The sequence below is a fragment of the Coxiella-like endosymbiont genome (genome assembly GCF_002871095.1).
GTDB lineage: Bacteria > Pseudomonadota > Gammaproteobacteria > Coxiellales > Coxiellaceae > Coxiella.
In genome coordinates this window covers 1-13,251 of the sequence record NZ_NSHJ01000093.1, presented here as the reverse complement: position 1 = coordinate 13,251, position 13,251 = coordinate 1, and the positions used below count along the sequence as shown (strand labels likewise).

Below are 13,251 nucleotides of genomic sequence, written 5' to 3'. Positions count from 1 at the left end.
TTAGTAAAAAATTATATAATTATATAAATAAAACTAGCAATAAAAACTCTAATGCAACGGATAAAATATCTAATAAAAATTTATTAGATATCAAAGGTTTGATTTTTTTGTTAAGACTAATATATAAACGAGTTAACAGTGGAATCAAAACAATAATCAAAAATGGATTTAAAAATTGGGTAAATTTTAAAATAATTTTACACCTAAGGAAGTAGATATTTATATTACGATCGGTGAAGGAGAAAATAGATTTAAAAGGTTTGATTGTAGGGAGAAGAGCCCAAAAGCCAATAGAAATGGAAATTAAGAAGGCTTGTAGTCATTGTATTATGTTGTTCATCTTGTTTTCTCTATTTTGAGAAAGAAATAAACTACGCTCAAGAAGATTAAAAAAATCTTATTAACCTAATAACTAGGTATTCACATATAACTATGTTAGTTAAACTTTAAAAATTAAAACAAAGTTAAATAAGAGTAATACTTGCTATATTGCCTAAATATAATATAATTTTAAATTTAATTTTAGCTGAGAAGCTTTTAATAAAGCTTTGTGTAGGAAGAGTCCTGAAATTACTTAATAATTACCTAAATATTTACTTTTAAAGTAGGAAGTAAGCATGTCAATAATTTATTACTCTTTTATAGCCAAAAAGAGATCGGGATCTTAGCTGTAATAATGCAGTACAGCACCTATGAAAATGGGAAGATTAATGAACCCATATTTATTCCGATATAAAAAGACTGAAACTACTATTGTGACTGAGATCGTTTATTTTCATACAGAGTTCTTCCAATAATATTAAATACATTGAGTTTTAAAAGACTATTAGTCACAATCAGTAAAAGCTAATCTAATAAAAAACCTACTTACTGGTTTGGGAGAGTGCTATGAGAAGATAGACAAGTATAAATAATCAGTCTCTCTATAAAATGGTTTTTTGGAAATCAATATAACGATAACGGTTGCTAATAAAACTCCTAAAAGGAGAGTTAAAATATAAAATAATATTTAAAATACTATATAAATTAGTCAACCTGTTAATCTGATAATAGTGGTTTGTTTACCGTATCAAAGTCATATTATTCCCATAACTGGGTAAAAAATAAAAAGATAGAGGGTTTTCAGATGTTTTCTTTGTTAATTGGTTATTTTGAAGAAGTAAAACTCTGATAGTGATTTCATATAAGAGGCTATGGATTAATTTTAGGCTCTCTTTCCAAAGAGTCTATCTTTTAGTTAAACATTTAATTCTCTTTTTTAAAATCGGTGATTGTGTGAGCTTTTATTAGTGTACGCCATAAACCTGGCAAACAAAATCCATGGGTTATAAGTTTCCATATTATCATACAAGTGATTTTGATAGTATCAATTAGTGGCTTATAATGGCTAGGGCGAGAATTTTTAGGATAATGAGAATAAATCGGAATGGAGATAGGTAGGTAACCTCGACGACTAGCTTGAATTAACATTTCGCTTTCAAAAGCAAATCGTTGAGAACGTAGACTATGTAGAGATTGATAGAGAAACTCACAAGGATAAAGACGATAACCCGATTGAGTATCAATAATACGATGTCCGGCAGCCCAGGAAATAAAAAAATCAGCAATCAGGTTTGCACGTCGCCGAGCTTTAGGAGCATTTTCTGTATTATAAGTTCGCGCACCAATAATAATATGGTTGGGGTATTCCTTCATTGCTTGAATGAATTTAGGAATATCATGAGGATCATGTTGAGTATCAGCGTCCATACAAATAGCGGCATGGACGTTTAATTCTTGCAAATGACGAAAACTACGCATTAAGCTGGCACCCTTACCTTGATTAGTAGAATTTCTAAGAAGTGCAACAGGTAAATCTTCTAATTTCATTACCGTTTGATCTGTGCTTCCATCATCAACTACGATCACTTTATCAGTAAAACAAATAACAGATTCAACAATAGTGCGAATACTGGATTGTTCATTATAAGCGGGAATAATGATAGCAATATCAGGATAAAAATATTTCATAATTTTTGTTGAAGCTCAATTAAATAATACAGAATTTCCAAGGCTTGTTTGGGTGTTAGATCATCAGGATTAATTTTATTTATTGCCATTGACAGAGAATTCTCAGATAAAACGAGTGCGTTTTGTTTTGGCATTAAATGCTTTGTTGTTTGAGTTGGATTTTCAAGTTCTTCTAATTTTTGACGTGCCTGATCAATGACACTTCGAGGCACTCCAGCTAATTGAGCAACATGTAACCCATAACTTTTACTGGCAGGACCCTCCTTAAGAGCATGTAAAAAAATAATTTTTTCTTCATGTTCTACGGCATCTAAATGAACATTTCTGATTGTGGGAAACATTTCAGATAGTTTGGTTAATTCAAAATAATGTGTAGCAAATAAAGTGAAAGCTTTTAATTTTGTAGCTATATAAGAGGCACATGCATAAGCGAGTGAAAGACCATCGAATGTACTCGTACCTCGCCCTACTTCGTCCATCAACACTAGGCTTCGCTCAGTAGCATTATGCAAAATAGCTGCTGTTTCCGTCATTTCGACCATGAAGGTTGATCGTCCATTGGCGAGATCATCTGAAGCACCGATACGTGTAAAAATGCGATCAATTGGGCCCACACGACAACTTTTTGCAGGTACAAAGCTGCCAATATGCGCGAGTAATACAATCAAAGCAGTTTGTCTCATATAAGTAGATTTGCCACCCATATTTGGACCTGTAATTATTAACATTCGTCTTTTGTCATCAAGGCGAGTATCATTTGGTATAAATGGATTAGTTATATTTTCCAGTACAGGATGGCGGCTTTCTTCAATATGAATGATGGGCTCGTCACAAAATTGTGGAGCGCAATAATGAAGAGTGTCCGCACGTTCTGCTAAATTATTTAATACATCTAATTCAGAAATGGCTGTTGCGCATTGTCGTAACGGGATTAATTGTTTAATTAATACATCTAATAATTGCTCATACAATTCTTTTTCTCGAGCTAACGCTTGAGAGCGACTACTCAATACTTTTTCTTCAAAATTTTTTAATTCGAGGGTGATATATCGCTCCACATTTTTTAATCTTTGGCGGCGAATATATTCAGGAGGTGTATCTTTTGCTTGTGTCCGTGAAATTTCAATGTAATATCCGTAAATTCGATTATAACCCACTTTTAGAGTGTTTATTTTTGTTCGCTCGCGTTCACGTTGTTCTAAGTCTAATAAGAATTGATGAGTACTGCTGCTTAGATTACGCAGCTCATCTAAAATTGAATCAAAACTTTGTGCAATAACCCCCCCATCACGCATAACAACAGGAGGATTTTCTACTATTGCGTCTTGTAATAATTTAAATAAATCATCAAAATGACCCAATTTATTTTGAATTTGCTGTAATAATTCACTTGCCGACAAGAAAATTAATTGTTGATGTAAAGTTGGTAGTACACTTAACGCCTGCCGTAATTGCATTAAATCTCGAGGCCGTACCGAACGTAAAGCTACTCGGGCAATAATTCTTTCTAAGTCTCCAACAAAACGTATATTTTCCCAAAGTTTAGAATACAATTTGTTTTTCAAAATAACTAAAATCGCGCTCTGTCTTTTTTGCAATAGAGCTTGATTACGTAGAGGACGATTTATCCATCGTCTCAATAATCGACGGCCCATTGGAGTCGCTGTTCGATCTAACACCCAAGCAAGGGAATGAATTTCTTCATTCCGTAAGTTCTTAATTAATTCAAGATTACGACGTGTACTTGCATCCATGAGAATGGATTCTTCGTTTTGTTCAGTGTGAATGGAATGAATGTGGGGTAAAGCTGTTCTTTGAGTATATTTTGCATACTGTAATAAACAACCAGCGGCACCAATGGCAACAGGTAAATGTGTTACCCCAAAACCATCTAAACTTTGAGTTTGAAATTGTTGACATAAGAGCATTGTTGCAGTGTCACGGTTAAATTCCCAAGGAGGACGATGTTTGATTTCTACTCTAAGTAATTCGATTTGTATGTCTTCATTGATTAATAATTCAGCAGGAGAAATACGTTCAATTTCTGCAAGAAGTTCGGTTTTGGTAGTAACCTCTTGAATTAAAAATCGACCACTGGTGATATCCAAAGTAGCAATGCCGAAAATGTTTTTTTTTTGGTGGAGTACCATTAAAGTATTATCTCGATGTTCCTCTAGTAAAATTTCGTCACTCACGGTACCTGGAGTAATAATTCGGGTTACTTCACGAGTCACAGGCCCTTTACTGGTAATTGGATCGCCGCTTATTTGTTCGCAAATAACTACTGATTCGCCAAGACGAATTAATTTAGTTAAATAATTGTCTACGGAATGATAAGGGACCCCAGCCATAGGAATAGCTTGCCCTCTCCCGGACTGACTCCCACGAGTAGTTAAAGTAATATTTAATAATTTAGAGGCTTTTTGAGCATCTTCATAAAATAATTCGTAAAAATCACCCATGCGGTAAAAAACTAAAAGATCTGGATATTCTTTTTTGATGTCCCAATATTGCTGCATCATTGGGGTATGTTTCTTGAAATCTTCTTGATAAGAAAGTTTTGTTTTTATTCGAGTCTCCATGTTTTTGAAAGCTTAGTAAAAGTGCTGGCGATACTCAAGAGGTATTGTTATGATTTTTAAAATTTTCTAAATTATCTTTACCATGGAGCTACTCTACTAGTGGACATTAATAATTATCTTTTAAGCCGTCAACTCGGATTAATTTTAAAAGAAAAAAAAATGAAATTAGCAGTGGCAGAATCTTGTACAGGAGGTGGATTTTGTCAAGTTATTACCTGTGTTCCAGGAAGTTCTTCTTGGTTTGACTGTGGATTTATTACCTATACTAACAGTGCAAAAGAAGAACTTTTAGAAATAGACCCACAATTAATAAAACGGGAGGGTGTGGTAAATAAAACAGTAGCATGGGAAATGGCTGTAAGAGTTTTGAAACGAAGTCATGCTGATATCGCTTTAAGCATTACTGGTATTGCAGGGCCTAGCGGAGGAATTTCTGATAAATCTGTAGGGATCGTTTGGTTTGGAATTGCAGAAAAAACGGGTAAAGTAGAATGTTACAAAGCTCATTTTGAAAGCGGACGTAAACACGTTCGGGATTCGGCAATTGCTTATGGATTAAAATCTTTGCTTAAATCTGTTACTAATTAAAGGATACAAAAAGGATACAATATATTTAAGAAATTTATTTATGGAATAAATATTTACAGCATTTTTTTTGGGAGAATTTTATTTGCACTTCATAGTGTAAGTATTGTAAATCTATTATTTTAAATTTTTTATATAAGAAGAGAGAATAGATAATCCTAAGAAAAAAAGCGTTAAGGCGGTGTTACTTTGCCTTACCTTAAAATTAAGCAGTAAAATTTGCTAAGAGCTCAGTTATTCGGTTGAGTAATACTGATATTGTTTAAAGAATATCAATGTCATTTTCAGAGGCTCACTTAGTTTAGATATTATATTGGGCGTAGGTAGTCTTACCTCGTAAGAGGTCTCATAAAAATATATCGTTTTCAAGAGGGTTCCAGAAAAATGATTTTAATAGTTCTTTAAATAATCGCTTCTTACCAAGAAAGAGGTGGTATAGCTGTCTTTTTTTAGATGTTGAATATGCTTTTTCTAGATGTATGCATTCTATCCTCAAATATTGGGTACTAATGTTGGTGATTGATTAATATTTTAACCCAATACTAGAAAGCAAGTTTTAAAAATCACTGATATACTATAGTTTTTTTTGCCTCCGGTTGCGGTTGATATTTCGTGATGGTTGATTTCAGTAACTGTTTTAAAATACCTGAGGCTGAAATTGAAGGAGATATGGGTGAGTTTGATATGGGAAAACCCCAGGGGGGGAGACCCCTAGTGAATATTATAAGTATTATGTAAACTTAGTAGTAATATCAAGAAATCCAATAACATTAGGATAATATTTATTAATCAAATACGAATTTAAATGGGTGTCATTTTTTAGTACTTTCGTAAACTACTATGGATAGAAAGGTATTAAAATTTAATTTTTCAATATGATTAGATATTTGTCATATTGGATCGATTTAATAATGTAAAGAAATTCATTATGAGTAATAAAACTTAACTCAAAATCTTCAAAAATAAAGTAGCAGCACTAGGTTTCGTTAAGTGAAATTTAATACTTATATATTGGCTAAGTATTGTATGCGACAGTGAATTAATCGAGCTGCCTGTGATTGTTAAAAATGAATTTATTGTAAAAAAGCAGGTGCTTAATATAGCTATTAATGGTGAACCCATTATAGAAGGGAAAATATTTAAAAATTTTAAATTGAAAATTAAAAAGTTTTAAAAAAATTGAAACTTTTTTACGAGAGAAGAATTATTATTCAAGCAAAAATTAAGCACAATAGTGAAAAAAGTACCATGACAGAATGATGCAATTTCGTGAATGCACTATTTCTTTAATGGTAAGACGCCACGCCAACCAATTAGTAGTTGGAATAAAAGTAAAAACTTCTAAATAAAAATTATAAACTAAATAAGGGTTATAAACTTTTAGCATTGGAAACTTTAATAATATTATTTAGCTGTTAAAGATTTTGATAATATCTTTATCTAAAGTTTAGATATATGCAAGATATTGATCACCGCAGGGTTTATTACTCATATAGTCGTAGAATCTAAAGTAGAATGTAAACATTAGGGAATAAAAAAATTATTGGTTGTGGGTAATATCTTCTTCATGATGAAATATTTTATGGAAAGCACGGTATCTCAATTTTAAAAATATTAGGAGCAAAATTTAAATTTCGCTAAGCAACAGTTCTTATTGGTTGCTCCTTTTTTAATACAACGAGGTTTTAAATCATAATACATCTATCATTGGATACAACAATGTTAAATTACATGAATAGCAATCAATTACGTCAAATTTTTATTGAATATTTTAAAAAATTAGATCATGAAGTTCTTCCAAGTAGTTCATTAATCAATAAAAATGACCCGACTCTTTTATTTACGAATGCTGGAATGGTCCAATTCAAAGATGTATTTTTGGGTATTGATACGCGTCCTTATCAGCGTGCTGTTTCTATACAGAAGTGCATACGAGCTGGAGGAAAGCACAATGATTTGGAAAATGTGGGGTATACTTCCCGCCATCATACTTTTTTTGAAATGCTTGGAAATTTTAGTTTTGGAGATTATTTTAAACGGGAAGCAATTAACTATGCCTGGAGCTTTTTAACGGAAGTTCTAGAGTTACCAAAAGAACGTTTATGGATTACCGTCTTTCGAAATGATCCTGAAAGTGAAGCTATTTGGCTGAAAGAAATAAAAATTAATCCCCAGCGTTTTTCTCGATGTGGCAAAAAAGAAAATTTTTGGCAAATGGGAAATAGTGGACCTTGCGGTCCTTGTACAGAAATATTTTATGATCACGGACCTACCGTATCGGGAGGGCTACCGGGTAGTCTCAACGGAGATGGAGATCGTTATGTGGAGATTTGGAATTTAGTATTTATGCAATATAATATAGAGTTAAGTGGTAAATTAAATCTTTTAACTAAACCTTATGTTGATACTGGAATGGGACTTGAGCGTATTGCAGCAGTGATGCAAAGGGTTCATGATAATTATGATATTGAATTATTCCAATATCTTTTAAAGACCTTAGGAGTGTTGATTGGTAATGAAGATTTTCAGAATACCTCCATGCGAGTAATTGTGGACCATATTCGTTCGGCTGCTTTTCTTATTGCGGATGGTGTTATTCCTTCTAACGAAGGAAGGGGGTATGTTTTGCGTCGTATTATTCGTCGCGCCGTTCGTCATGGTTATAAACTGGGACAACAAACCAACTTTTTTTATCAGTTAGTCACTCCATTAACAAAAGTGATGGGCGATACTTATCCCGAACTTTATAGAACTCAGCCTATTATTGAACAACTGATTTTTCAGGAAGAAATACAATTTTCCCGAACATTATTAAAAGGTCTTAAAATTTTAGATCAAAAAATGGCTAAATTATCTCATCGAGAAATTCCTGGCGAGGTGATTTTTCAATTATATGACACTTACGGTTTTCCTCCGGACTTAACGGCAGAGATTGCTAAAGAACGTAATTTTATGATGGATTATGCTGGATTTAAGAAAGCAATGAACTGCCAACGAGAACAATCTCAACGAGCTCAACAATTTACTTTTGATTACACTCAAAAAATACACATTAGCGGTAAAACCGAATTTATAGGTTATGAGACTTTAAATGCAGAAGCCTCTATAATTATGCTTTTAGAAGATAATAAACCAGTCACTCTCTTAAATGAAGGAAAAAAAGGAGTTGTCATACTTGATCGAACTCCTTTTTATGCTGAATCCGGTGGGCAAGTAGGAGATCAGGGTTATTTATTTTTTAAATTCGGGAGTTTCCGTGTTAAAGATACTAAAAAAGAGGGTACTCTTTATTGGCATATTGGTGAAATTGTTAAAGGAACTTTGCATCTTAAAGACACAGTAAAAGCAAAAGTAGATAATTCACGTTTCAATATTATGCGAAATCACTCAGCTACCCACTTGTTACATGAAGGTTTACGACGTGTATTAGGTAGTCATATCATACAGAAGGGTTCTCTTGTGGAAGCCAACCGTTTAAGATTTGATTTTTCTCACTCGCGTCCCATGATCCGTCAGGAATTACAAGCTGTAGAAAAAGTAGTGAATAAGCAAATTCAAGCTAATTTGAGTTCTCGTGTCAATGTCATGACACTTGAGGAGGCAAAAAAATTAGGAGCGTTAGCCCTTTTTGGTGAACGATATCAAAAAAGAGTTCGTGTTTTACAAATAGGGGATTTTTCTATCGAAATTTGTGGTGGTACTCATATCAAACAAACTGGAGAAATTGGTTTATTCAAAATTGTTTCTGAATCAGGTTGTGCTGCAGGTATTCGTCGTATTGAAGCGATTACTGGTCAAACAGCTTTATCTTATGTTGAAACTGAAGAAGAGCAGTTAGAAACTTTAAGTAATTTATTAAAAACAAATAAAAATCAATTGATTTTAAAGATAAATAAAATTTTAAAAGAAAATTGTAATAGAGAAAAAGAGTTAATAAAATTAAAACGACAAATGGCCTTACAGCAGATTTCATATTTGATGAATGAGGCAGTCGATATTCAAGGGGCAAAGGTTTTAACATCAAAAATAGAACCAGTAGATCACGATACTTTATGTAGTATGGTTGATGAATTGAAGCAAAAACTTAAAAAAGCAGCTATAGTACTTGCGATAGTAGAAAAAAACCGAGTCCGTCTGATTTCGGGGATTACAAAAAATTTCTTAGATTATTTTAATGCCACAGAATTATTAATGTTTGTGGCCATACAAATTGGAGGACGAGGGGGAGGGCGTCGTCCTGATATAGCTCAAGGAGGAGGAGATTCACCAAAACAATTGAATAAAGCCCTAAACTCAGTATACGAATGGGTAAAAGAAAAATTAAGAAAAACAGGTAAAGATATTAACAAGTATGTTCCTGAAAACTGCTAAAATTAAATTGGAGTCCTCAATGTGGCTTTAATTGTTCAAAAATTTGGGGGTGGTTCTGTTGCAGACATTAATAAAATACACAATGCTGCTCATATTGTTTCGGAAGCACGTCAGCAAGGACATACAGTAGTTGTAGTTGTTTCTGCAATGTACGGTGAAACAGACCGGTTGATTAAATTAGCTCGTTCCATTTCTGACACTAATTTGCGTGAGTATGATGCATTAATATCAACGGGTGAGCAAATGTCAGCTGCTCTACTTAGTATGGCATTAGAGATTCGAAATTGTCCCGCTCATTCTTATACCGCTGCGCAAATCCGTTTACGGACTACTAACGAACACCAAAAGGCTCGAATTATTGACATTGATCCTCAGATTTTATTGGCTGATTTAAAAGCAGGGCTCACACCCGTAGTAGCTGGATTCCAAGGAATTAGTGAAATGGGTGAGATTACTACTTTAGGCCGAGGAGGCTCTGATCTTACTGCTGTTGCTTTAGCTGCCGCTTTGCAAGCAGACGAGTGTCAAATTTTTACAGATGTCGATGGAGTTTATACCAGTGATCCTAAAGTCGTTTCCGCTGCGAGGCGAATTTCAAAGATTACTTTCGAGGAAGTAATGGAAATGTCCAGCCTAGGTGCTAAAGTACTTCAAAATAGATCTCTTGAATTTGCGGGAAAATATCAAGTTCCTATTCGCGTATTGTCTAGTCTACGAAAAGGACTGGGAACCTTAATTACTTATGAAAGAGATTGTATCGAACAGCCGCTTGTATCAGGTATTGCTTTTGAAAGACATCAAGCAAAAGTAACCTTGCAAGGGATTCCAGAAAAACCTGGACTAGCTAGTTACATTCTTGGGCTTATTGGGAAGGCAGATATTGAAGTGGACATGATCATTCAAAATGTTTCTAGCGTGGATACAAAGATTGATTTTAGCTTTACTTTACAGCGGGATGATTATGTAAAAGCTTATCCTATCATGCAAACAGTAGCAGAAGAGCTTGGTGCTCGGGGCGTACTTACTAATAGTACGGTTGCTAAGATCTCTTTAATAGGTGTGGGTATGCGTTCCCATGCAGGTATCGCTTCCCGAATGTTTAGTGCCTTAGGGCAGGAAGGGATTCATATTTACTTAATCACAGCTACTGAGATTAAAATTTCTGCTGTTATTGATGAGAAGTACCTGGAAGTAGGAGCCCGGACACTTCATTCAGCCTTTAATCTCGATTGTTAGTTAAAAATGTATTGATTTATCAGGGAATTTCGATATTATTTTAAATTCTCTCGAAGAGAGAGGAGCTTAGGCTCTTCATTATACTAAAATTAAAGATAAGGAGATTCTGCCTAAAAAGCTTTCAGGTAAGGATTTCTCTAAAGAAGGAGAGGAAGATGTTAATACTAACAAGACGTATTAGTGAATCAGTGATTATTGGAGATGACGTTAAAGTAACTGTACTTGGTGTGAAAGGTAACCAAGTTCGCATTGGAATTGAAGCACCAAAAGAAGTTTCTGTGCACCGCGAAGAAATTTATGAGAGGATTAAACAGGAAAAATTAGCGAAGCCACACGCTAAAGATGATATTGAAAAAACTTCTGAATTTGATTAAATGCTACTACGTATCTTCTAGAAAGTATATCTTGGTTGTTTGTCGTTCCACTTTTTATCCTGTTATTTTGTTTCACAGGATGTATGTTTTTCTATCCGTTGCATGTCTAATTAAAATCTTAAATTGTAAGAGTGAAAAAATAGCTCGTTTTATTTCTCTTGAGAGGAGTGTTATTATTCGTGCCCTATGGAGGCTTCTGGAAACTCAATTCAAAAATTATTGACTTTATAAATACCCAACGAAGAAGTTTTAAGTACAAAAGGAAAATTAATGGAGAGATGGCCGAGTTGGCTGAAGGCGCTCCCCTGCTAAGGGAGTATGGGGCAAAAAGAAAGCTCTATCGAGGGTTCGAATCCCTCTCTCTCCGCCAATTTAAGCAATTGATTGAGATCAACTCTTTGATTATTAGTATATTGATTTACCTGCATTGAGCATTCTACTGAAAGTCGTGTAATAATGTAAATTAGTTCTTGTGCAATTTCTTACAAAGTCTAAGCTTACTTATAGTACGTTTTAACGATCAGTCTAGCTCTTTTATTTTTTAGAAAAAATTTTTTTACAGAAAAACCATAGTCAAATATCCAAAGAAGCTGAACTAGTACCCCTTCTTTAGGGGATTTTGTTATTTTGATGTATTTGTTTTGTTAACAGGATTTGTTCATGCCAGCTTTTTAACTCATGCCTAAAGATGTTAATCTATTTTTTTTAAAAAAAATACTTAATATTAACACTTTATTTTTTAGTAAAAATGATCTGTTCTAGATATCGTTAATTTACCAACACAAAAATAATACTTTACAAGGAGTTTTTAAAACTTTTATGGAATTTTTTAAAGAGCAGAGGGATATTGTTACGTACTAGTAAAGTATATTTTAGAGAGGTAATATGATTGTTGTCCCTAAATGCTAGATAATGTAGTTTACTTCTTGAAGAATTTAAATATTTTAAAGAAATTTGAATCTTCATTAAATGAGAGAGCAATAAAAATTGATATGCTGGTGTGTGCTGGTGGCGGAAGATGTGTTATTATGATGCCATTTCAAACAATATTTTCTCTTTTTCATTATTGGTCTTTAGAAAAGATAAAAAAAAGAATATATTTACTAATAAAAGTATAAGCAATGTTGATTTTTTTACTGATGTAATTAAAACTCTAAAAATAACGAAGATTTTTATCAAGATAAAGAATCAAAATAAGCAAGCCTCAGATTGCTGTTTAAAATTTCATTAAGTTAGGTTTATAAAGGCCAGGTTATTATCATCCAGAGTGTATCCAAGAATCTTGGACAGGATTGAGATCTCTTGCTAATTAAGATTTTCTTCGTTGAAGAAAAAATATGTCGTTCTGAAAGAAAAGTAAGCTTCAAAATAAAGCTCTTCTTTAAGATAGTTGATAAATTGTTTTATAATTTTTTAAGTTCATCTTCTGTTTCTAACACAATATACAATTCTGAAATTGTGTCGTGCATGCATGATTAATGCAAATCATTTTAATGCTTTCAAAAAAAATAATAATTGATTAATAAATGATATTTTTCTAGTTGTTAGTAACTTATTCATATATTGCAATGTAGATGAGTAGTCTAATAATTGCTATATTATATTTTTATTTCGTACGATTATTTGGCAGTGTCTCCTGATTCAGGTAGTGACTAGTGAGATTAGTTGGTTCTTGGGTTTGGAGAGATTATATTTTATAAAGGTTGGTTTAAAAGTAATCTTATATTTTTACTAGTGTTAAAATTTTTATCATGGCGAATATCAATAAATACTTTATCTTTAATAAAAATGATTAATAAATAATCTACTTATGCTGATTATATTACGATCTTTATAAATTGTTATCTGAAGCACTATATTTAACTATAATACTCGTTGAAACTTCAAATTATTTTGAAAATACTTATTAACATAATTATTTTTAATTATTTATATTTATTAGTTTAATTATTTATTTGTATCGAAATTTTTTCCATTAATTCCAAATTGAGCAATCTTACTGTTCACTTTTAATATAAAAACTAATGTATTAAAATATTTAAAAAATAGACAGAAGTAATGGAAGTTTTCGATTATGGTGATATTTTGTAAAT

9 protein-coding genes and 1 tRNA gene are annotated in these 13,251 nt (G+C 32.7%); 8 read left to right on the top strand and 2 right to left on the bottom strand.

Annotated features, from left to right (window positions below):
- The coding region (locus tag CLERM_RS04000; protein WP_206602230.1) for a hypothetical protein at positions 1 to 215 on the top strand (215 nt) is incomplete at its 5' end.
- Between the two features lie 1,030 nt (positions 216 to 1,245).
- Here the strand turns inward: CLERM_RS04000 and CLERM_RS01685 are convergent.
- Both CLERM_RS01685 and mutS read right to left on the bottom strand, forming a co-directional pair.
- Positions 1,246 to 2,010: a glycosyltransferase family 2 protein gene (locus CLERM_RS01685; RefSeq protein ID WP_102156872.1), complete on the bottom strand. Its 765-nt coding sequence runs from the start codon at positions 2,008 to 2,010 to the stop codon at positions 1,246 to 1,248.
- The gene (gene mutS, locus CLERM_RS01680) at positions 2,007 to 4,592 is read right to left on the bottom strand and encodes a DNA mismatch repair protein MutS (RefSeq protein WP_102156871.1); all 2,586 of its coding nucleotides are present in this window, start codon (positions 4,590 to 4,592) and stop codon (positions 2,007 to 2,009) included. Before mutS ends, CLERM_RS01685 begins: the two co-directional genes overlap by 4 nt.
- A 99-nt stretch (positions 4,593 to 4,691) precedes the next feature.
- Between mutS and CLERM_RS01675 the strand changes: the two genes are divergently transcribed.
- The 7 genes from CLERM_RS01675 (at position 4,692) to CLERM_RS01650 (ending at position 12,276) form a co-directional block, all read left to right on the top strand.
- Positions 4,692 to 5,180, top strand: coding sequence for a CinA family protein (locus CLERM_RS01675; RefSeq protein WP_102156870.1), 489 nt, complete (start codon positions 4,692 to 4,694; stop codon positions 5,178 to 5,180).
- A gap of 612 nt (positions 5,181 to 5,792) precedes the next feature.
- On the top strand, positions 5,793 to 5,915 hold the full coding sequence (locus tag CLERM_RS04115; protein WP_256385312.1) for a hypothetical protein: 123 nt from the start codon (positions 5,793 to 5,795) through the stop codon (positions 5,913 to 5,915).
- Positions 5,916 to 6,908: 993 nt separating this feature from the next.
- Positions 6,909 to 9,548 (top strand): alanine--tRNA ligase, encoded by a 2,640-nt coding sequence (gene alaS / locus CLERM_RS01670; RefSeq protein ID WP_102156873.1) that lies wholly within the window; start codon positions 6,909 to 6,911, stop codon positions 9,546 to 9,548.
- A 21-nt stretch (positions 9,549 to 9,569) separates the two neighbouring features.
- A complete protein-coding gene (locus CLERM_RS01665) occupies positions 9,570 to 10,784 on the top strand; it encodes an aspartate kinase (RefSeq protein ID WP_102156869.1) in 1,215 nt (404 codons plus the stop codon).
- 155 nt (positions 10,785 to 10,939) lie between these two features.
- A complete protein-coding gene (csrA, locus tag CLERM_RS01660) occupies positions 10,940 to 11,158 on the top strand; it encodes a carbon storage regulator CsrA (protein ID WP_102156868.1) in 219 nt (72 codons plus the stop codon).
- Positions 11,159 to 11,430: 272 nt separating this feature from the next.
- Positions 11,431 to 11,528: transfer RNA gene (locus CLERM_RS01655), tRNA-Ser, on the top strand.
- A 532-nt stretch (positions 11,529 to 12,060) separates the two neighbouring features.
- Positions 12,061 to 12,276: a hypothetical protein gene (locus tag CLERM_RS01650; RefSeq protein ID WP_102156867.1), complete on the top strand. Its 216-nt coding sequence runs from the start codon at positions 12,061 to 12,063 to the stop codon at positions 12,274 to 12,276.
- Positions 12,277 to 13,251 lie beyond the last annotated feature (975 nt).

Bases quoted from the DNA above. Each gene is read 5' to 3' on its own strand.
- alaS (WP_102156873.1), top strand. From the start codon at position 6,909: ATGAATAGCAATCAATTACGTCAAATTTTTATTGAATATTTTAAAAAA.
- csrA (WP_102156868.1), top strand. From the start codon at position 10,940: ATGTTAATACTAACAAGACGTATTAGTGAATCAGTGATTATTGGAGAT.
- CLERM_RS04115 (WP_256385312.1), top strand. From the start codon at position 5,793: ATGGTTGATTTCAGTAACTGTTTTAAAATACCTGAGGCTGAAATTGAA.
- mutS (WP_102156871.1), bottom strand. From the start codon at position 4,592: ATGGAGACTCGAATAAAAACAAAACTTTCTTATCAAGAAGATTTCAAG.
- CLERM_RS01685 (WP_102156872.1), bottom strand. From the start codon at position 2,010: ATGAAATATTTTTATCCTGATATTGCTATCATTATTCCCGCTTATAAT.
- CLERM_RS01650 (WP_102156867.1), top strand. From the start codon at position 12,061: ATGCTAGATAATGTAGTTTACTTCTTGAAGAATTTAAATATTTTAAAG.